Origin of the sequence: Sphingomonas faeni (genome assembly GCF_024273235.1) — a bacterium.
Taxonomy (GTDB): Bacteria; Pseudomonadota; Alphaproteobacteria; order Sphingomonadales; family Sphingomonadaceae; genus Sphingomonas; species Sphingomonas faeni_A.
In genome coordinates this window covers 22,766-42,171 of record NZ_JANBVH010000037.1, presented here as the reverse complement: position 1 = coordinate 42,171, position 19,406 = coordinate 22,766, and the positions used below count along the sequence as shown (strand labels likewise).

The 19,406-nt window shown below is 64.6% G+C and carries 18 protein-coding genes and 2 pseudogenes; 10 read left to right on the top strand and 10 right to left on the bottom strand.

The window, feature by feature from the left end:
* Positions 1-8: 8 nt before the first annotated feature.
* Positions 9-191, bottom strand: coding sequence for a hypothetical protein (locus NLI89_RS17325; RefSeq protein ID WP_116463104.1), 183 nt, complete (start codon positions 189-191; stop codon positions 9-11).
* 153 nt (positions 192-344) lie between these two features.
* Here NLI89_RS17325 and NLI89_RS17320 point away from each other — a divergent pair, with 153 nt between their 5' ends.
* On the top strand, positions 345-2,243 hold the full coding sequence (locus NLI89_RS17320) for a sensor domain-containing phosphodiesterase (RefSeq protein WP_254688145.1): 1,899 nt from the start codon (positions 345-347) through the stop codon (positions 2,241-2,243).
* Between the two features lie 124 nt (positions 2,244-2,367).
* On the opposite strand, the gene NLI89_RS17315 is transcribed toward NLI89_RS17320, so the two are convergent.
* Both NLI89_RS17315 and NLI89_RS17310 read right to left on the bottom strand, forming a co-directional pair.
* Positions 2,368-3,543: a zinc-dependent alcohol dehydrogenase gene (locus tag NLI89_RS17315; protein WP_116732693.1), complete on the bottom strand. Its 1,176-nt coding sequence runs from the start codon at positions 3,541-3,543 to the stop codon at positions 2,368-2,370.
* A gap of 99 nt (positions 3,544-3,642) precedes the next feature.
* Entirely contained in the window at positions 3,643-3,942 is a 300-nt protein-coding gene (locus NLI89_RS17310; RefSeq protein ID WP_232474428.1) for a diguanylate cyclase, read from the bottom strand.
* A gap of 274 nt (positions 3,943-4,216) precedes the next feature.
* Here NLI89_RS17310 and NLI89_RS17305 point away from each other — a divergent pair, with 274 nt between their 5' ends.
* Positions 4,217-6,385: a catalase gene (locus NLI89_RS17305; RefSeq protein WP_232474429.1), complete on the top strand. Its 2,169-nt coding sequence runs from the start codon at positions 4,217-4,219 to the stop codon at positions 6,383-6,385.
* Between the two features lie 95 nt (positions 6,386-6,480).
* On the opposite strand, the gene NLI89_RS17300 is transcribed toward NLI89_RS17305, so the two are convergent.
* From NLI89_RS17300 to NLI89_RS17290, 3 genes are read right to left on the bottom strand one after another with little or no spacing between them, the layout of a single operon-like run.
* Positions 6,481-7,077 (bottom strand): class I SAM-dependent methyltransferase, encoded by a 597-nt coding sequence (locus tag NLI89_RS17300; protein ID WP_198355651.1) that lies wholly within the window; start codon positions 7,075-7,077, stop codon positions 6,481-6,483.
* On the bottom strand, positions 7,074-7,691 hold the full coding sequence (locus tag NLI89_RS17295; protein WP_254688147.1) for a PIG-L deacetylase family protein: 618 nt from the start codon (positions 7,689-7,691) through the stop codon (positions 7,074-7,076). Before NLI89_RS17295 ends, NLI89_RS17300 begins: the two co-directional genes overlap by 4 nt.
* 32 nt (positions 7,692-7,723) lie before the next feature.
* Entirely contained in the window at positions 7,724-8,743 is a 1,020-nt protein-coding gene (locus NLI89_RS17290; RefSeq protein ID WP_232474430.1) for an acyl-CoA dehydrogenase, read from the bottom strand.
* On the opposite strand from NLI89_RS17290, the pseudogene NLI89_RS17285 reads away from it, so the two are divergent.
* A pseudogene (locus NLI89_RS17285) lies at positions 8,691-8,804 on the top strand (transposase domain-containing protein); the annotation flags it as partial. The gene NLI89_RS17290 and the pseudogene NLI89_RS17285 sit on opposite strands and share 53 nt — an antisense overlap.
* Before the next feature lie 338 nt (positions 8,805-9,142).
* Here the strand turns inward: NLI89_RS17285 and NLI89_RS17280 are convergent.
* Both NLI89_RS17280 and NLI89_RS17275 read right to left on the bottom strand, forming a co-directional pair.
* Positions 9,143-9,454 (bottom strand): annotated as a pseudogene (locus NLI89_RS17280) (integrase core domain-containing protein); the annotation flags it as partial.
* 344 nt (positions 9,455-9,798) lie between these two features.
* Positions 9,799-10,677 carry a site-specific DNA-methyltransferase gene (locus NLI89_RS17275; RefSeq protein ID WP_238995145.1) on the bottom strand — a complete coding sequence of 293 codons (879 nt, stop codon included), beginning with the start codon at positions 10,675-10,677 and terminating at the stop codon, positions 9,799-9,801.
* A gap of 93 nt (positions 10,678-10,770) precedes the next feature.
* Between NLI89_RS17275 and NLI89_RS17270 the strand changes: the two genes are divergently transcribed.
* From NLI89_RS17270 to NLI89_RS17255, 4 genes are all read left to right on the top strand, one after another.
* Positions 10,771-11,919 carry an AAA family ATPase gene (locus NLI89_RS17270; RefSeq protein ID WP_116463050.1) on the top strand — a complete coding sequence of 383 codons (1,149 nt, stop codon included), beginning with the start codon at positions 10,771-10,773 and terminating at the stop codon, positions 11,917-11,919.
* A gap of 50 nt (positions 11,920-11,969) precedes the next feature.
* Positions 11,970-13,025 carry a ParB/RepB/Spo0J family partition protein gene (locus NLI89_RS17265; protein WP_116463033.1) on the top strand — a complete coding sequence of 352 codons (1,056 nt, stop codon included), beginning with the start codon at positions 11,970-11,972 and terminating at the stop codon, positions 13,023-13,025.
* Between the two features lie 79 nt (positions 13,026-13,104).
* A complete protein-coding gene (locus NLI89_RS17260; RefSeq protein WP_116463034.1) occupies positions 13,105-14,295 on the top strand; it encodes a replication initiator protein A in 1,191 nt (396 codons plus the stop codon).
* 402 nt (positions 14,296-14,697) lie between these two features.
* Complete coding sequence (locus NLI89_RS17255) at positions 14,698-14,907, top strand: hypothetical protein (RefSeq protein ID WP_115381534.1); 210 nt, start codon at positions 14,698-14,700, stop codon at positions 14,905-14,907.
* Between the two features lie 562 nt (positions 14,908-15,469).
* Here NLI89_RS17255 and NLI89_RS17250 read toward each other — a convergent pair.
* Positions 15,470-15,751, bottom strand: coding sequence for a helix-turn-helix domain-containing protein (locus NLI89_RS17250; protein ID WP_115381532.1), 282 nt, complete (start codon positions 15,749-15,751; stop codon positions 15,470-15,472).
* Between the two features lie 118 nt (positions 15,752-15,869).
* Between NLI89_RS17250 and NLI89_RS17245 the strand changes: the two genes are divergently transcribed.
* Both NLI89_RS17245 and NLI89_RS17240 read left to right on the top strand, forming a co-directional pair.
* A complete protein-coding gene (locus tag NLI89_RS17245) occupies positions 15,870-16,394 on the top strand; it encodes a hypothetical protein (RefSeq protein ID WP_133177345.1) in 525 nt (174 codons plus the stop codon).
* Positions 16,391-16,759, top strand: coding sequence for a protealysin inhibitor emfourin (locus NLI89_RS17240; RefSeq protein ID WP_133177346.1), 369 nt, complete (start codon positions 16,391-16,393; stop codon positions 16,757-16,759). Before NLI89_RS17245 ends, NLI89_RS17240 begins: the two co-directional genes overlap by 4 nt.
* 449 nt (positions 16,760-17,208) lie before the next feature.
* Here NLI89_RS17240 and NLI89_RS17235 read toward each other — a convergent pair whose 3' ends face one another.
* On the bottom strand, positions 17,209-18,372 hold the full coding sequence (locus NLI89_RS17235; RefSeq protein WP_145147057.1) for an IS110 family transposase: 1,164 nt from the start codon (positions 18,370-18,372) through the stop codon (positions 17,209-17,211).
* Positions 18,373-18,533: 161 nt separating this feature from the next.
* On the opposite strand from NLI89_RS17235, the gene NLI89_RS17230 reads away from it, so the two are divergent.
* Complete coding sequence (locus NLI89_RS17230; RefSeq protein WP_133177347.1) at positions 18,534-19,370, top strand: hypothetical protein; 837 nt, start codon at positions 18,534-18,536, stop codon at positions 19,368-19,370.
* Positions 19,371-19,406 lie beyond the last annotated feature (36 nt).

Sequence of the window (19,406 nt, the reverse complement as noted above, 5' to 3'; positions counted from 1 at the left end):
CCATCCTCTCACCGCCCCCGATTCGAGTCGGCATGCACCAGCTTTGCGTAGCGCTCTGCCATATTCAGGTGAATTGCTGCAATTGCTGGGTCGGCCGCAGACGCGGCCAGCTCGCGTTCTTGCTGCTCGCGCTTCACGTAATAGTCAGTCGTGGCCTGATCCATTATCGCAGCTCCTTGAATCAGCGCCATGCGCCATGTCCCGGTGCGTGCGCCCCCGCTCGCATCCACGACAATAGCACATGATTGTTGCGGAAGCGAGTCGACTCCAAAACCCTTGGAGCGTGTGTGTTAGCGGTTTGGTATCGATTCGCCGGCTAGGTCCGGGGCGAAGAGGCACGGATCGTGAAACAGAACGAAGAAGCGCGACTTGACGCGCTGTACCAGTTGAACCTGCTCGACACGCCTCCGAGCGCGAGCTTCGATCGCATCACGCGCATGGCGAGCCAGATCTTCAATCTGCCTATTTCGGCGGTATCACTGACCGATCGGGACCGGCAGTGGTTCAAATCGCGTGTCGGGGTCGAACATAGCTCCATACCGCGCGACAAGGCACCGTGCGCGCAGGTGGCGGAGACCACCGAGGTGCTGGTCATCCCCGACCTTCTCGCCGACAACTGCTATGCGACGAGCCTCCTGGCGGAAACAGGAGTTCGCTTCTACGCTGGCGTTCCGCTCGTTACCCGCGAAGGATTCGGCCTCGGCTCGCTTTGTGTGCTCGGCACGGAGCCGCGAACGGTGTCTGAGGTGGAGATGACCGGCCTGAGCGATCTGGCCGATATGGTCATGGTGCAGATCGAGATGCAGCACGCGTTCGGGCGCATCGATCCCCTCAGCGGCCTTCCCAACCGCACCCAGTTTCTCGACGATCTTGAAGACCTTGGTCGGGATGCGCCTGGCGAGCGGCGATATGCCGTGCTGCTCGACCTTGCCCGTAACGACCAGCTCAACAACGGCCTGCGCGTGAGGGGGCCTTCGTTCGTCGATGACATGGTGCAGGATGCCGCCAGGTCGCTCCGGGCAGCACTCGGCCCCGGACGAACGGCCTACCATGTCGCTGCAACGCAGTTTGCGTTCCTGTCCCCGCCTGAGCCGGAGCGGGACGCATATCTGGCGTTGCTCGGCTCGATGCTGGCGACAGCCCAGAATGCTTCCGTCGTTCGGTTCGCCATGACCACCGCGATTGGCGTCACGTCCGTCATTCTTGGTGAGGCGGACCCGCGCGATGTGCTGCGCACCGCCTATAGCGCCGCCCAGGACGCCCGTGCGTCAGAGAACGCCGTTAGCCTCTACTCACCCGACGAGGACCGCGTTCACGGTCGCAGGTTCACGCTCCTCAACGATTTTGGTGCCGCGCTCGACCAGCCGGGTCAGCTCAGGCTCGTATTTCAGCCGCGGGTCGATGTCGCCTCGGGGCAGTGCGTCGGGGCGGAGGCGCTGCTCCGCTGGAAGCATCCTCGCTTGGGGGAAGTGTCACCCGGAGAGTTCATTCCGATCATCGAGCAGACCTCGCTTGCGAAGCCCACTACCGCATGGGTGCTTGATACGGCCATGCGACAGCTTGCAGCCTGGCGGAAAGAGGGGCTCGACCTTCAGCTTTCGATCAACGTCTCTGCGGCCAATCTCGAAGAAAGCGACTTCGCCGGACGCGTGCAGCTCTATCTCCTGAAGCACCGGCTGCGCCCGGATGCGATCGAGCTGGAGGTGACGGAAAGTGCCGTGATGGAGAATGGCGGTCGCGCCATGACGCAGCTTCGCGAGCTGAAAGCCGCCGGGGTGCCGCTGGCAATCGACGATTTCGGCACGGGCTATAGCAGCCTTGCCTATCTCCAGCGCCTACCGGCGCGGGTGGTCAAGATCGACCAGTCATTCATCCGGCACCTGGCGGAGGAAGAGCGGGAGCAAGCCCTTGTTCGTTCAATGATCACCCTCTCGCACGATCTGGGCTACCGCGTCGTTGCCGAAGGCGTTGAGAGCGCCGCCGCTGCGACGATGCTGGCCGGGATGGGGTGCGAGGAAGCACAGGGCTACCACTTCGCACGACCAATGGAGGCGGAGGATTTCCGGCAGTGGTTGGTTGCTTCGCGCAGTTTGCCGCTGAGGACCGCCACCGCATCCGAAGCAGCAGCAGGCGGACATCCTGGCCCGAGCCGGGTGCAACGCGATCCAGGGCTATCTTTTCGCAAAGCCGCTCTCGCCGGCTCAGGCCACCGATCTACTCGACCAGGCGGCACGCTCGGCTAAAGGCAGCTGCCTAGGTCCGTCGACATACTTGGTCTCAAGCTGATCGACACCGCCGCTGAACATAATCCACAGCGGCGGTGGCGATCGGCATCGATAAGCGTCCTGTTCCCGGTTGTTCCGCCAATCAGCCGTGCGGCCGCATGACAACCTTGATTACACCTTCTTCCTTGTCGCGGAATTTAGCGTACATTTCTGGCGCGTCTTCAAGACTGGCCGGATGCGTGATCACGAAGCTGGGATCGATCGCGCCCGCGACGATCTTATCCAGTAGCGGCTTGGTGTAACGTTGCACGTGGGTCTGCCCAAGCTTGATCGTCAGCCCCTTGTTCATCGCTGCACCGATCGGAAGCTTGTCACCCATCCCGACGTAGACGCCGGGCACGGAGACCGTGCCGCCCTTGCGGCAGCTCATGATCGCCTGCCGCAGGACGTGGACGCGATCAGTGGCGAGCATCATGCTTGCCTTCACCTTGTCCATGACCGCGTCCGCCGCCCCGTGCGCGGCCGCCTCGCAGCCGACAGCATCGATGCAGCTGTCGGGGCCCCGGCCCTTGGTTCGCGCCTGCAGCTCGTCATAGACATCGGTTTCGGCGAAGTTAATCGTCTCAGCGCCACCGGCCTCCGCCATGGCGAGTCGCTCGGGCACCTCGTCGATCGCGATCACGCGGCCGGCGCCCATCATCAGCGCGGAGCGGATGGCGAACTGGCCGACCGGACCGCAGCCCCAGATCGCGACGGTGTCGCCATGCTCGATCTGCGCATTCTCGGCGGCCATGTAGCCGGTCGGGAAGATATCCGATAGGAAGAGGGCCTGCTCATCGGTTACGTTGTCGGGAATCTTGATCGGACCGACATCCGCCATCGGCACCCGGAGATACTCCGCCTGGCCGCCGCAGTAGCCGCCCAGCATGTGGCTGAAGCCGAACAGCCCGGCGGGCGAATGGCCCATCGCCTTGGCGGCCATCTCGGCGTTCGGATTGGTCCGATCGCAGGCCGCAAACAGACCCTTCTTGCAGAACCAGCAATCGCCGCAGCTGATCGTGAACGGCACCACCACCCGGTCCCCGATCTTGAGGTTGGTGACCTCGGACCCGAGCGCCACGACCTCGCCCATGTTCTCGTGGCCGAGGATGTCGCCGGCCTCCATGGTGGGCTGGTAGCCATCCAGCAGGTGAAGGTCCGACCCGCAGATCGCGCAGGCGGTTACTTTGATGATCGCATCGCGCGGGTGCTTGATCTCGGGATCCGCGACGGTGTCGACGCGGACATCGCCTTTACCGTGCCAGCATAGTGCGCGCATGTCGTTTCCTCATCTGAGTGCATGTCCCTGTCGTCAGGGCCATTTCTATGACGCTCAACGCCTTGAGCCGCGGCACGGGTCCCCGTCCGTTTAAATCGTTCACATCAACGAGCGGCCGTAAAACGGCCGTACGGCCAGCGGGTCGAACGCGGACGGCATGCCCGGCTTTAAAGCCAGACAGATGATGAAGTGGGTCGCCCAAGCCGTGCAGCCGGCCGACACGATGCTGACAGGACCCCAGGGGCGGCGAGTCTTACGTCCGGAGCGTACGGCATGGGCGGCCAGGGCGAACGACGCATAGATTCCGCAGAGGCAAACCAGGCCGGCGAGCAGCACCAACCACGGATCATGGTCGTGCCGGACGCGGTCGAAAACCTGTACGACCTGGGAGTACATCATGCTCGGCTAACGGCAAGGCTTCAAGACATCCCCAACCGGTTCATATCGGCTTTCCCTGGCTGTGATCCAGGACCGAGGAAGCCGCAGTCGGGTTCTGCGCAGCCATGAACACTTACGTTGCCGAGCCCGCGCCTGTCGTCCGAACCGGCTACCATGCTCGACTGACATAACTTGATTTCGCTCCTCCGGGTTGGTTCCCAGTCGCTACAAAGATTTATGCCTCGCACCGCCGTGGCGCTGGTGGCATTAAGGGCGTGATCGGAGGATTACGTCCATGGCACGCAAGAGCATCAAAAGCGACGCGGTGAAACTCAAGGGCGAGACGGCCAAGAAGGCACCGCCGCTGCCGGCGGGTGCCGACCAGCCGACGAATTATGCCGAGCAGCAGGGCCATGGCGGCGAAACCCGCCAGACGACTTCGGACGCGGCACTTACCATGACCACGCAGCAGGGCATCCCGATCGCGGACGCCCAGAACAGTCTGAAGGCGGGTCTGCGGGGCCCCACGCTGCTCGAGGACTTCATCCTCCGCGAAAAGATCTTCCATTTCGATCACGAGCGCATCCCGGAGCGCGTCGTCCACGCACGCGGCTATGGCGCGCACGGCGTGTTCGAACTGACCGACAGTCTGGCCGACTACACCCGCGCCGACGTGCTGAGCACGGTCGGGCAGCAGACGGAGGTGTTCGTCCGCTTCTCAACGGTAGCGGGCAACAAGGGCTCGCGCGATCTGGCGCGCGACGTGCGCGGCTTCGCCGTCAAGATGTACACGAAGCAGGGCAACTGGGACATCGTCGGCAACAACATCCCGGTGTTCTTCATCCAGGATGCCATCAAGTTCCCCGATCTGGTCCATGCGGCCAAGCAGGAGCCCGACCGGGCGTTCCCCCAGGCGCAAACCGCACACGACAATTTCTGGGATTTCGCCAGCCTCACCCCGGAAGCCTGGCACATGATCATGTGGATCATGTCCGATCGCACGATCCCCCGCTCCTTCCGGACGATGGAGGGCTTCGGCGTCCATAGCTTCCGCCTGGTGAACGCGGAAGGCAGGTCGACCTTCGTCAAGTTCCACTGGAAGCCGCGCCAGGGGCTCCAGTCGGTGCTGTGGAACGAGGCGGTCAAGATCAGCGGCGCCGATCCCGACTATCATCGCCGCGATCTTTGGGAGGCGATCGAGTGCGGTGACTTCCCGCAATGGGATCTCGGCGTCCAGCTGTTCGATCAGGAAACCGCCGACAAGCTTCCCTTCGGCCATCTCGACTCGACCAAGCTGATCCCCGAGGAGGACGTGCCGGTCCGCATCGTCGGTACGCTCACGCTCAATCGCAACGTCGACAACTTCTTCGCCGAAACCGAGCAGGTCGCTTATTGCACGCAGAACATCGTGCCGGGCATCGACTTCAGTGACGACCCGCTGCTGCACGGCCGCAACTTCTCCTATCTCGATACCCAGCTGAAGCGGCTCGGCAGCCCGAACTTCACCCACCTGCCGATCAATGCCCCGCGCTGTCCGGTGATGAACTTCCAGCAGGACGGCCACATGGCGATGCGCAATCCGAAGGGGCGCGTGAACTATGAGCCGAACAGCTGGGGCGCGGAAGGCGGTCCTCGCGAGAACCCGGAGATCGGCTTCACCAGCTTCCCCGCTGAGGTTCAGGGGACCAAACAGCGGATTCGGTCCGAAACCTTTGCCGATCATTACAGCCAGGCGCGGCAGTTCTATCTCAGCCAGCAGCCGATCGAGCAGAAGCACATCGGCGACGCGCTGGTGTTCGAGCTGTCGAAGGTAGATCGTGTCGACATCCGGGCCCGGGCGGTCAGCCACCTGCGCAACATCGACGAGAATCTCGCCGCTACCGTTGCGAACGGGCTCGGCCTCGACCTGCCGGACGCCGCCAAGGCGGCCAAGCCGACGCTAGACCTGCCGACATCGTCGGCGCTCTCGATCGTCGCCAACGGCCCGGCGAATTTCGCCGGGCGAAAGATGGGCCTGCTGCTGACCGATGGGTCGAGCGCCGAGCTGTTCAATGCGCTGACCAAGGCGCTGGAAGCCGAAGGCGCGGTCTGGGAGGTGGTCGCGCCGAAGATCGGCGGGGTCACGCTCGACGACGGCACCAAGGTCGCGGCCAAGCAGAAGATCGACGGCGGACCTTCGGTCCTGTTCGATGCCGTCGCGGTGCTCCCGTCCGAGGAAGGGGCTGCGCTGCTCGCCAAGGATGCGGCCTCCAAGGACTTCGTGGCGGACGCGTTCGGCCACTGCAAGTTCATCGGCTACACCGATGCGGCCGCCACGTTGTTCGACGCCGCCCGGGTGCCGGAGCTTGACAATGGCTTCGTAGCCCTAAGCAAGAGCAAGGACGTCAAGGCGTTCGTCACGACCTGTCGTGACCTCAGGTTCTGGGCTCGGGAAATGAAGGTCGATCTCGACGCGGCGGCCTGACGACCCTGGCGGGAGCGGCAGGTGGACGTCCTGCCGCTCCACTTACCCGCGAACTTCATATCGCCCGGACGCGGTACGCGCTGCCTCGCTCGCGTTCAACGGGATCGGGGCACATCGTCGGGGCGAGCCGCGGTGACGACCCAGCGGCGGGTGCGGCGCACGGTGCGAACCGTCCAACGACGCCCGGTCTCTGCGAGGAACCGGGCGTGGATCCCTGCCGAGTGCTGGGCGAAGTCGTAGAAGTCGATCCTGTGGTGCGCGAGCACGATGGTGCCGCCTGGCGTCAGGCGGGCGGCCATCTCACGCGCAACCCGGGCCATGTCTCGCGCTGAGAGGTAATACAGTACCTCGGCGATCACGATCACGTCATAGACGGCACGTGGCGGTCGACCGGGGAGCACGAGCAGCGATGCGCACGCGCGAGGCCAGGCAGCGACGGCACGTGCCGTCAGGTCGACCCCCTCCCTCGTGCCCTCGGTCGCATCGAGGCGCAACGCCTTCCTCGCGATCGCGGCACTGTTGGAGCCGTTGCCGCTGGCCAGCTCCAGCACCCGTCCGACCGGTCGGTCACCTATTGCGCGCAGGATCGCGGTACGCTTCACCGCCTCGTCACGGGCGGTGAAGGTGCGCCAGGGATCGTCGTCGCCGGCAAACTTGGCGGCGAACCCCGCAAGATCGATCGGGCTCGTCACCTCGAACCCGGCCGGTAGCGCTCGACCGGACGAGCAAAGGCCGCAAGCTCGTGTCTCGCGATCGTGAAACCTGCTGGATCATCGGAAACGGCGCCGAGCTGCGTCCGGTAGACGTGGATCAGCGACCGCTTAACCGGAACTCCTCCGGGCACAGCGATGCGCCATGCCGGTCCGGACCTGTCCGGGCGAGGCGGCCACACGCGGTAGGTCAGCCGACCGGCGCCACCCGGGCATCGGGCGACGGCCGCTGCTACGGCGCGGTGATCGGGATGGTCGTCATCGCAGGCCGGTCCGACGATGAGATCGAGATCCCGGCATCGTGCGACCTGGCGGCGCAGCGCGCGATAACAGCGTCCCGGGATCGAGGGCAACTGGCCATCGGGCAAATTGAGGAACGAGACGTCGCCAGCAACGATGCCGAGACGACGTAGCGCATGAAGGCTCTCACGCTGGCGCGCCGCGACCAGTCGCGCTCTCGGCCATTGTCGGCTGCCCCGGTGAGACGCGGCACCATCGGTCACGACCGCAACCCGGACCCGAGCTCCATGGCGGCGAAGCCGCGCAATGAGGCCTGCCGCGCCGATGACCTCGTCATCCGGGTGCGGGGCGATCACCAGCGCGACACGTACGTTTCGCAGCGGGATCCTCACAGAATGGGGTCGAGGATGTGCTCGGCGACAGCCTGGCCGACGCGAAAGCGATGCGCGTCGGGCGCAGGCTGGCGCAGGTACACCATGAGATCGGCGATCTTTGCCGCCAGCGGATGCGACAGGAACAATCCCGGCAGCCCCACCGCCTCCTGCGCGATCGTGAGGGCGCGCTCGGCAGAGCCGGCGATCGATAGCCGCGCAGCGGACACCCGGGCGAGGCGTTCCGCATCCGTCCCGCTGAACCAGGCGCCCGCCGTGTCGCGGATGCTCGCCGCTGCACCCTGGGCAAGCAGGAACAGGTCGGCGAGGCGCGATGCCTGGAACGGATCGGAAGCGCGCTCGTGGGTGGTCAGGTGGTCACGCACTGCATCGAGCAGGCCGGCGATGCCGCCGGCATGAACCGCGGCGAAGCGCAGCGCGCCTCCGCTGAAGAACGGCTCCCGCGCATAGCTGCCGGACTCGCCGATACGGCTGTCTTCACCGATCACAGAGCCGGACCAGCGCACCAGATGTGTCTCCGAGCGCTGCATGCCGATCGTCTGCCACCACTCCCGATCGATGGCAGGCGGATCGGCCTCGAGGTCGAGCAGGAGCAGCTGCGGTCCGCGTTCGCTATTCGCGGTTACCAGCGCGTGAGTCAGTATCCCCGCCCCCGATGCATAGCCCTTGCCGCCGGTCAGCCGTCCGCCGGTAAGCACCAGCGGCTCACCCGGCAGGCCCGCATTCCAAACACCCAACGTCGCTCCCGCAGCGATGCGCGCCCGCAACGCAGCGACTTGGGACGACGTGCCGTATCGAAACACGATCTGCACCGCATCGACATGCCCCTCAAGCAGGCGCCCGATGGGGAGATCCCGGCGTCCCGCAGCGTAAAGAGGGCGGAGCAGGTCCAGATATGCCTTGGGCGTCGTCGGATCGCCGGCGGGATCGGTCGCCCACCCCGCCGCGACGATCCCATGACGCAGGCTCAACGGCGTCGACCCCGAGGCCTGGCTGGCCGACACCATCAGACGCATCGCAGACCATCCGGCCCGCCGGGTCGCTGAACTGCTGCCGTGGAACTACCGGCCCGCTTGATGTGACGCCGTCACCGGACGCTTACGGCTTAGATAGAGGCAGACCAGGTGTGGCAGACTGCGTCGATCGGGACGGTAATCTCCACGAGGCATCAGCTAGAGCATGGGAACGGCACCTATTCGATGAACGAACCGAGCCTGCATCGAACACAGTTGCGTCCGTAACGCCATCATCCATCGCCACGGGCTCCAGACATTTTTCGAGTAATGAGTACACCTCTCTAGAGGCGTGACTCGCTTAACCATCGCCAGCTGCTGGAGCTCACGGCAACATTCCGCCTGCCGAAGCGGTAGATGGATATCACGCTACCCCAGACAATATTGACCTGCTCCCCCTTTTCAGGCCGCTGATAACTTAGCTTCGGTGTCCATATGCCCCTGGCGGGGGCGGTTCGTAAACTCGGCGGGTGCCAACCCGCCAAGGCTGCTGTGCGGACGCACGGTGTTGTAGTCCGTCCGCCATGCCTCGATGATCCGTCTCGCCGCAGCCAGCGATGGGAACAGGTGCTCGTTCAGGCACTCGTCGCGCAAGCGACCGTTGAACGATTCTACAAAGCCGTTCTGCTGCGGCTTGCCGGGCGCGATATAATGCCACTCGACGCCGGTATCCTGACACCAGGCGAGCACGGCATGACTGGTCAGTTCGGTGCCGTAGCACATTGGGAAGCGCTGGTTTGGGAGCCGCTATGGCCCTGATGAAGACAAGGCCGCGTAGCGGCCGCAGGCTTCATCAGGGCCTTGGCGGCTCCCGTTCCGACGCTTCCCGATGTGCTATGGGCCGGAGTTCATCTCGAAGACGCTGCTCGCCGCGCACAGCATCGCCGTCGCGCGCGATGCGTGGATCGGGCGCGACTATCCGCCGGTGCTGTGGCTGGTGCCGACCACGACGATCCGCCGGCAGACCGTGGATGCGCTGAACAACCCGCGCCATCCCTATCGCCAGGCACTGGCCGCAGTCTTCGGCGAGCCGGTGCGGGTGTTCGACATCGCCGATTTCACCCGGCTGACCACCGCCGACCTGTCGCGCCACCTGTGCGTGTTCGTCGCCACCATCCAGACTTTGCGCGTGGAGAATACGGAAGGGCGCAAGGTCTATCCGCATCAAGCTCCCAAAATCGCTCTTCGGACACACGCCAGTAGTTACCACCCGGGGGACCTTCGATGACCCGGCCGGACGGACCCACGATCCGGTACTTGCCCTTGCTGTAGAAATTGCGTGCAGATAGGTCGCTTGTTTTCCAGGGGCCTCGCGGATCATCGTCCAAGTTCCTATACGCCCTATCCTGCTTTTCTGACCGGGGCATAAGGTTCGGCAGCCATACGCCGCTACTCCGCGCGTAGACTAAGATATAGTCGTGATCCTCCGAGAAGTGGCGAGCTGTTGACTTAGGTGAGTAGTTCTTGCGCCAGATCATAGTAGACAGAAAAGAGGCGCGCCCGAACACCTCGTCCATGATGACTTTCAGGTAGTGCCTCTCATTGTCGTCGATCGACACCCAAATGCTGCCGTCCTCGCTCAGCAGCTCGCGCAGCAGCTCCAGCCGCGGCCAGATCATCGCCAGCCATTGGCTGTGCTCCAGATTGTCGTCGTAATGCTCGAACGCGCTGCGGGTATTGTATGGCGGATCGATATAGATGCACTTCACTTGCCCGCGATAATAGGGCAGCAGGCTCTTGAGCGCCTCCAGATTGTCTCCGTGGATCAGCATGTTGCCGCTGCCGGGCGCACCCGCGGAAAGCGCCGCGTCGCGCTCCAGCAGGCGGTACGGTACGGCATCGGCCGCCTTCACGTCGCGGTCGCGTGTCAGCCAGTGCAGGATCAGCATTGTTTCCCCTTCAGCCGCTTTCTTGCCGTCCTGAATGAAATCTGGCAAGGTCGCGCGTGAAAAGGTTCAAGGGGCTTTGTCTTGACGCAGGATGGTGCAGTGCTGACGCAGATCGGCGACCTAGCCGATGCCGGCGAGCGGATGATCGAGCGCCTCCGACGCAAGGCGTTTCTGCCCGAGAGCCGCAAGGGCCTCAATGTGCGCTTCGGCATCGCCGAGGCGGCGCAGTTGCTCGGCTGCTCCACCAACCGCATCCGCATGGCGGAGGATGACGGGCGGCTCCCCCCTGCCCCGGCTTCCGAAAGCGGACGCCGGCTGGGCTACACGGTCGAGGAAATGCTGCGGATGCGCGAGGTGCTGGGCGCCTCCCCTGCCCGCGCGCCGCTCGACGTGCCGGCGATCATCGCGGTGCAGAACTTCAAGGGCGGCGTCGGCAAGTCGACCGTTACCACGCACCTCGCGCACTATTTCGCGGTGCAGGGCTATCGCGTGCTGGTGGTCGATTGCGACAGCCAGGCGACGACGACGACGCTGTTCGGCTTCAACCCGCACTTCAACATCAAGCGCGACGAGACGCTCTACCCCTATCTCTCGATCGACCCGACCCAGGCGGACCTGCTCTACGCGGTGAAGCGGACGCCATGGCCGAACGTGGACCTGATCCCGTCCAACCTCGAGCTGTTCGACGTGGAGTATGAGCTCGCCGCGGCGGGCAGCGACGGCGGATCGGTACTGGCGGCACGCTTCCGTAAGCTGAAGCGCGGTTTGTCGGATCTCGCGCGCGACTATGACATCGTTCTGCTCGACCCGCCCCCTGCCCTCGGCACGATCAGCCTGGCAGTGATGCAGGCGGCAAACGCTCTGCTGGTGCCGCTGGCGGCGACGACGCCGGATTTCTGCTCGACCGTGCAGTTCCTGTCGATGATGGATCAGGTGCTGCACCAGCTGACCGGGGCCGGCATCGAGGTCGATTACCAATTTGTCCGGCTGATCTGCTCCAAGTTCGACGGCAACGATCCCAGCCACGCCATGGTGCGCGCGATCATGGAGCAGAGCTTCGGCCCTGCCCTCCTTCCCGTTCCGATCCTGGAGTCGGCCGAGATCAGCCACGCGGCGATGCGAATGATGACCGTGTATGAGCTGGAAAAGCCGATCGGCACGCCCAAGACGCACAAGCGCAGCCGCGCCAATCTGGACGAGGCGCTTAGGCAGGTGGAGCAGCTGGTCCGCCAGGGCTGGGGGCGGGTCGAACCGGCTAGCGAGGAGGCGGTTATTCATGCCGCGGCCTAACCTTTCCTATTGCACAATGTTCTGCTTACGTTCTGCGAGGGAGGTGCGGCATGGCGCGTAAGCAATCGGACTATCTGGCGGCGCTGCTCGCGGACGACACGGCCGAGCGAGGCGAGGCCCCCTCCCCTGCACCAGCGCGCGAGGCTCAACCGGAGCGCCCACGGGCCACTACGCTGCTCGGTCGCGAGTCTGCGCTTGCGCGCGTCGCGAGCGGCGAGGTGCGGCAGGTCACGCAACTCCTTCTCGATCCTGCCCGCGTGCGCATCTGGCCCGGCAACGCTCGCACGTACGCGCACCTCTCAGAGGAGAATTGCCGCGAGCTGATCGACTCGATCGTCGCCGAGGGCGGGCAGAAGGTGCCCGCGGTGGTACGGCGCGTCGACGGCGATGCCGATTATGAGTTCGAAGTGATCGCCGGCACGCGGCGGCACTGGTCGATCAGCTGGCTGCGCTCGCACAGTTATCCTGACATGCAGTTCGTGGCACAGGTCGCCAGCCTCGACGACGAGGCCGCGTTCCGGCTCGCGGATCTCGAGAACCGCGCGCGCGCCGACGTGTCCGACCTAGAGCGGGCGCGCAATTACCTCGACGCGCTGAAGGCACACTACGGCAACCACCAGACGCGGATGGCCGAGCGGCTGAAGCTCTCAAAGGGCTGGCTGTCCAAGATGCTCAAGGTCGCAACGATCCCCGAGGTGGTGATCTCAGCTTTCGCGTCCCCGGGCGACGTGCAGCTGAAGCCGGCCTATTCGCTCGCCCAGGCGCTCGACGACAAGAATACGGGCAAGGCGATCACCGCCATGGCGCGGCAGGTCGCCAAGGAACAGGCGGCGCGGCGCGAAGCGGGTGACCTTCCCTACCCTGCCGCGGACGTGCTGCGGCGGCTGCTCGACGCGCCGAAGCCCATGGCGGGCGAGGAGAAGCCAGAGCCGTACCGCTACGCCACCAAGTACGGTCGCACGGCCTTGACGGTGCAATCGGCCAACCGGCAGGGCGTGACGATCCGCTTGCACGCGGGATCGGGCGCCGACACGGACGAGCTTGTGACCGCCTTGCGCGACGCGCTCGCCCACCTCGAGGCAACCGGGAAGGGACTCCAGCGCTGATGTTTCCCCGGGGAAACACGCAGGGGCAGAGCATCGGTTTTGTAAACCGCTGGTCGATGTTTCCCCGGGGAAACATCGCGTGACGCGCGCGCGCCGCGAGGCGGTTTCCGAACAGTTCGAGCTGTTCCTACCCTATCTCGCCGACCTGCCCTTGCGTGACCAGCGCGAGATGATGGAGCGGCCATTCTTCAGCCTAGCCAAGTCGAAGCGGGTGAAGCCGATTGACTACCGATCGCCGGACGGCAAGCTGTGGGTCCACGTCTCGGCCAATCCTGATTACGGCATGGCGACGATCTGGGACGCGGACATCCTGATCTACTGCGCCTCGATGCTCGCCGACATGGCGCGCCGCGGCGTCAACGACGTGCCGCGCAAGCTCCACCTGATGCCCTACGACCTGCTGCGCGCGATCGGGCGGCAGCCGACCGGGCGCGCCTACGAGCTGCTCGGCCAGGCACTCGACCGGCTCGTGTCGACCACGGTCAAGACCAACATTCGCGCAGAGAACCGCCGTGAGGCGACGTTCAGCTGGCTCGATGGCTGGACGCAGCTGGTCGACGAGAAGACCGAGCGCTCGCGCGGTATGACCATCGAGCTATCGAACTGGTTCTGGGAGGGCGTGATGATGACCGGCGGCGTGCTGTCGATCGACCGCGCCTATTTCGACATCACCGGCGGGCGCGAGCGCTGGCTGTACAAGGTCGCGCGCAAACACGCGGGCGGCGCCGGCGAGACTGGCTTTGCCATCTCCATGCCGACGCTGTTCGAGAAGTCGGGCGCCGAGGGGCAGTACCGCCGCTTCAAGTTCGAGATCGCCAAGATCGCCGAGCGCGACGAGCTGCCCGGCTATGCGCTGTTGATTGAGCAGCCAGAGGGCAAGCGCGAGCCCGCGCTGCGCATGCGTCGGAGAAGCGAGGGCGAAACGAAGGCACTGCTGTCAGCCAAAACGACGAAAGCAGGCAAGGCATCCTCCCCCGCACCGCAGCCCGATGCCGTTGCGGAGCCTGCGGCCGAACCCGGCGTCGATGCCGCAGCGCTGATCCGCCGCAGCGTGAAAAGCCTTTCCACCCGCTCGACCTTCGGCGAGATCACCGACGCCACGCTGGCAACGCTGCGCGCCGAATGCCCGGGCTGGGACTATCAAACACTCCACGCAGACTTCCGCACCTGGATCGAAGCGGACGCAGGCCGAACCCCGGTGAGCTACCAGAACGCCTTCATCGGCTATGTCCGGCGCTTTGATGCAAAGAACCGACATACGCTGCGGTAACGAGGTCACCTCCGAGTCATGGCTACCGAGTGGGACGGCGTCGGCAAGCGCGGAGTTCTGCGTCCGAACATCGAGCAGCAACGCGATATTTGGCAAACGCGGCACGGAGCTACAACTGAACGACGGTTGTTGAAATGGCCCGGACAATGCCGGCGCTCGCCAACACTTCTTGGCCGGGCGGCACATCCGGCTTCGCGCCGCTGCATCAGGTGGCGCATGGCTATGGACCGTCATCCGTAACGATGGCTCTGATCACACGGGGCGCTTGGCGGAGCCTGCGCGAACTTTCACGCCGTCATCCGTGGCCGCGTCGGTGATCTGGAGGCAAAAAGCGGACTCCGCCTGCCACGACTGGCACCCATGCTAGAGACCTCCGGGGATTGATAGTTCCCGGTGCCCGGAATGTACGGTGGTTTCCGCTACAGCCTGGATTTGCAGGGCGCCGAACTGATCCTGGTGGGCGAGAGCTGTTGCCGCGTCGTGGAGGTATCCAAAGAGCGGCAAGAGGTCGACGTCCATTGCAGCAGACTGGTCCCGCAAAAGCCGCGTTCCACGGGCATCGAGATTATCCGCAAGGACGATGGCGTTCCGGATGTATCGCGTGGCGAGTGACTGATCCTCCCTACGGCCTCGTCGCGCACCGCAGACCCGGACAATTTGAACGTCGCCGGCGCAACGCCATCACAAACTGATTCAATCAGAGCGCTCATTTCCCACCCGTCCGTCGATCATCGATACTCCGGGAACGCTCATCGACACTCCCGGAACGGCGAGGCGATACATCGGGAACGCGAGCATTGATCCTTCAGGAACGCTGCAACGATACTCCGGGAACGCACCTTCCATAACGAATCGTGGAAAGTCGCTGACTTGAGCAGCTACAGCGGCACCCTTAACCTCTTAACCTCTCATTGAACCCTCTAACCCCGCGAGATGCTTTTCTTTGAATTTTGGAGATTCAGAAAGGCAGGCTCTGGCGTCGCATTTCACCCCCAGTGCCGTGCGCTAGCGTAAATCGTCAGGACCGGGCAGCGACTTGCTCGATCCAGGCCCCAGTCAGTGCAGTGGCGCGGTGACGAAGGACGGGTGGGGTGATATCGGCGTCTTCAACGAACCGTGTCCATGACTCGCAGCTCGTCGATCGCACCGGCGCGACCAACTAAGCGGATGCCGGCTATTCAGTTGGTCTTTCATCAACCCTCTTACCAACTGCAATCTCGAGAGCTTGCTTCAGCAACATGACCGGATCGACTCCGATAGCCAATGCCACGGCAACATACTCGTCAACGCCAAGCAGTCGCTCGCCGGTTTCATACCGCGACACGTAAGCCTGTTGCCAACTAAGCCGCCCAGCGAGATCGACCTGCCGCAGCTTCGCATCCCGGCGTGCCTTTGTGAGCAGGTGCACGATGCGACCATGCAGGTCAGACGAGGCAGGAGAACGCATTTCAGGCATCTACCATTTGCCTAGTATACGTAAAGCGTATATCGCGTGACTAGCTTTTTGCGAGCGTGATCCGATGGAAAACGACCGAAATGCTAAAAGATGTGCATCGGCGGACAGGAAAGAGTCCGTGCCGGTGCTGGATCGCTTCGTCGCTCGCCTGGAGGTCAGCCGGACCTACCCATGTCCGGTCGTCAGCATCCTAACCTTCTGGGCCGGGCTGATCGCGCTCACCGTCGTCGACAAGGTGACCGGAACGACGCCTGTGGTGGCGAGCCGCCTCTATGCGGTCGCGTGGGCGCTGGTAGTAGGCCTGGAACTCGGCCGCGATGTTTGGGTCCAACGGCACCGATATGCGTCACCTCGCTGGCTACAAGCTGTGGATGCGGCCGTGGGCCACGAGGTGACCGTCCATGCGCTGGCCGCGCTGATCAGGCAGCATGAGCACGAGTTGGATTACGTGGTCACCCGCTCCGATCTGAGAATCGAGGTTCAGGCAGAGCGAGTCCGACGGAGGGAAGCTGCTCGGCGAGCGGAAGGGTTTCGTCTTGTCGAAGCACCGGTGATCGATGCCGCCCAGGTCGCGCGCGACGAGGAACGACGCCGTCGAGCTCGCGAGCGGCGTGCCGCCAGGCAGGGCAGGGCGCCTGCGTGACCGGCTCTAAGCCGGAAACAGGCGGGGATCTGGTCGGCGTGACGATCTTCGGCGGGATCGCGCACTTTCCCAGCCGGGCTGGCGAGCGGGTTCGCCATCTCGCCGATCTCGATCCGACACTGGTCGCCGAGCTGCTCACCGCGGCCGAGGCGAGTGATTTGTTCACCTGCCCGGATCTGAATGGGGCTGCATCATTCCGCCCTGACGCTCGCACGTACAGCATCCGCCTCGTCCATGGCGGTCACTCGCGGCTGCTGACGGTGCCTGAGCCGTTCGAGGCACCGGAGCTGGCGCAACTGGTCCGGACCGTGCGCCGCTGTAGGGCAGGGGAGCGAGCAACCTTCCCGTTTTCCCCGTGCCAATGACGTGATAGCATCCGCGCGCCGCCCGGTCAGTCCTGGCGGTGAGGCGTAGGAACCTCAGAGTCTCTCGGCCGGTCGACATGTTTGTCGGCCGGGTGGCTGTCGCGCATGTCCAGGGCTCCGCCTAAAGTCTCTAGCTGCTGCCCCTCGGTGTGAGGAATATCCCGACTTTTTCCGCTACCTCATGATCTGCTCCTTGTCGGATCTTTGCAAGATCATCCGTCATCGCTCCCGGAGTGCAACAGTCTCTTCGCGGTCGGGCGCGTGGCGTGGCCTTTAGGCCTGTCGCCTGCCGCATTATGGGCATTTACGTGCAAAGGGTGGAGCTTCAACAAGCATCACGAGGTTGTCGCCACCTCACCTTTAGGCCCGAAGTCTCCTGTCCCTCCGCCTCCCGGGAGGATGGTTTCGCCGCTCTTGTGCGGACGAACCTGGTGTGACCCTGAAATTGTCTATGCGCTGGCGCGTGCCCGCATCAGGTCGCGGTGCGGCCCCACGTCGGCGGCCTTGGCCATGAAATGGGTGCAGTCGCGCCACAGGCTGAACATCACGATCGCCAGCTTGCGGGCGAGCGCGACCTTGGCCTTGTTGAAGCCGACGCGCTTGCTGAGCTTCATGCCCCAGTCCTTGAGCGTGCTGAACGACCTGGTGTTCGCCAGCATGACCGTCGCGGCGCCGACCAGATGCGTGCGGGTGAGCTGGTTGCCCATCTTGCTGATCCCGCCGTGCGTCAGGCTCTCGCCCGACTGGTAGACGCGCGGCGTCAGGCCGAGATAGGCCGCGACATCGTCGACATGCCGGAACCGGGTCGGGTCCTCGATCGCGCTGTAGAAGGACAGCGCCGTGATTGTGCCGATGCCGGGGATCTCCATGAACCGCTTGCACACCGGATGGGACGCGGCGAGCAGGTCCAGCTCGCGCTCGATCCGCCCGGCCTCGATGTAGAAGCGCTCGCACAGGTCGAGAAGCGGGATGATGCGCGGGCGCAGGTCGACGCCTTCGGTGTCGGCGATGAGGCACAGCTGGTCGATGGCCCGTTCGCGGAACGTCGCCGGGCTGTCGCTGCCGGGTTCGATCCGTCCGCCATAGACCCGGACCAGACCGCGGATCATCGCCTCGGTTTCGCGCCGCTGCTTGACCAGGCGGTCGCGCATGATCAGCGACGCCCGGACCTCGAAACACAGGTTCGACTTGACGTAGACCTCGGTCAGATAGTCGCGGCCGCTGCGCGTGATCTCGGCGATGCCGCGCGCGTCGTTGGTGTCGGTCTTGTTGCGCTTCACCGACAGCACCCGGTGGACCTGTAGCGCATCGAGCACCGCCACCTGGAAGCCCTGCTCGCGCAGCTTGCCCGCCAGGTGCGGCGACAAACCGCCCGTCTCCATGCCGATCAGCGTCACATGCGACTTGAAGTTGCGGCGCAGGTAGCGGCCGATCTCGGTCGCGTGGCTCTTCATCGACACCTGGTGGACCACTGCGCCGTCGACATCGACCACGCAAACCGCCGTGCTCTTGAACCCGATATCCAGCCCCACCCAGAACCGCGCTGACGCCGGATCCGCCTCCGCCCGCGCCATCGCCGCGACATAGGCCGGCGCCACGATCTTCTTCGACATGACTTGCTCCCTTCCCGTCACCGTTGGTCGAAAAAGGATACGCCTCTCGCCGTCGCCTGGGCAGCAGCTAACCCACAAGCGGCAGCGCTCGCGCGAGAGCCCGGGTTCCTAACACCCGGCTTACGGGCCGGAGAACGCCTCCAGACGACGAGGAGGCAGTTATGGCAGGGCAGGGTGCATTTCAGGCCTTAGCGGCGCTCACAGCGGCTCTGGCGGGCATTCCGGCCATGGCGCAGCAGTCACCCGGTATTGCCGGCTTCCTCATCACCATCGGCGGCGATACCGACATGAAGACGAGCGGGTCGCTTCGGACCCGCCCGTCGCCGCAGGTCTTTCCGCTGCTCGACGACGCCGACGAGATCATCGGCTACCGCTTCTTCTCCGAAAAGATCACCGCCAACGGCTCGGCGACGGCCGAGCGCGCCCGCGATGCATTCGCGCAGGAATGCGCCGCCAAGGGCGGTCGGATCGAACCGGAAGACGGCGACGCGGCGCGCACCTTCCGTGATCGCGCGCTCGGTCGCAGGTTGCCGCCCCGGGGCGAGTCCAAGCACTTCTGGTCCGGCAGCTCGGCGGTGTGCTCGCGCGGCGCCGACCAGGTGCTCGGCGGCTTCGTCGCGATCACCTACGATACGACCGAAGTCGCTACCAAAGGCGACCTCGGCAGCCGGCTGATGAGCCGCGTGTCGATGGTCCCGACCCGCACCGCGGTCTACGCCTACCGCCCCGACCAGATCCGTTCGGCGGCATGGTTCCAGCGCGCGCAGGACAGCTACGTCGCCGATCGCGAGGCCGAGCAGAAGCACCGCGAGACGTTTCGGCGTGAGCTCGCGATCGGCACCGTAACCAACTGCGGCACGGTCATCCAGATCCGCGGACCCATGGTCGAGATCGCGGTGCCTGCGACCAGGCTGACGCCCAACGGCAAGTCCACCTTCTGGTCGCGGCGCGACGCGCTGGCACCGACCTTCTCGACGCCCTGCACTTACGGACTCTGAGGGGTCGATCCGCCCAATTCGCATACGACTGAGACA

Bases quoted from the DNA above. Each gene is read 5' to 3' on its own strand.
- NLI89_RS17290 (WP_232474430.1), bottom strand. From the start codon at position 8,743: ATGCGTCTGATGGTGTCGGCCAGCCAGGCCTCGGGGTCGACGCCGTTG.
- NLI89_RS17310 (WP_232474428.1), bottom strand. From the start codon at position 3,942: ATGATGTACTCCCAGGTCGTACAGGTTTTCGACCGCGTCCGGCACGAC.
- NLI89_RS17305 (WP_232474429.1), top strand. From the start codon at position 4,217: ATGGCACGCAAGAGCATCAAAAGCGACGCGGTGAAACTCAAGGGCGAG.
- NLI89_RS17255 (WP_115381534.1), top strand. From the start codon at position 14,698: ATGTACGGTGGTTTCCGCTACAGCCTGGATTTGCAGGGCGCCGAACTG.
- NLI89_RS17270 (WP_116463050.1), top strand. From the start codon at position 10,771: ATGATCGAGCGCCTCCGACGCAAGGCGTTTCTGCCCGAGAGCCGCAAG.
- NLI89_RS17230 (WP_133177347.1), top strand. From the start codon at position 18,534: ATGGCAGGGCAGGGTGCATTTCAGGCCTTAGCGGCGCTCACAGCGGCT.
- NLI89_RS17235 (WP_145147057.1), bottom strand. From the start codon at position 18,372: ATGTCGAAGAAGATCGTGGCGCCGGCCTATGTCGCGGCGATGGCGCGG.
- NLI89_RS17250 (WP_115381532.1), bottom strand. From the start codon at position 15,751: ATGCCTGAAATGCGTTCTCCTGCCTCGTCTGACCTGCATGGTCGCATC.
- NLI89_RS17325 (WP_116463104.1), bottom strand. From the start codon at position 191: ATGGCGCTGATTCAAGGAGCTGCGATAATGGATCAGGCCACGACTGAC.
- NLI89_RS17265 (WP_116463033.1), top strand. From the start codon at position 11,970: ATGGCGCGTAAGCAATCGGACTATCTGGCGGCGCTGCTCGCGGACGAC.
- NLI89_RS17315 (WP_116732693.1), bottom strand. From the start codon at position 3,543: ATGCGCGCACTATGCTGGCACGGTAAAGGCGATGTCCGCGTCGACACC.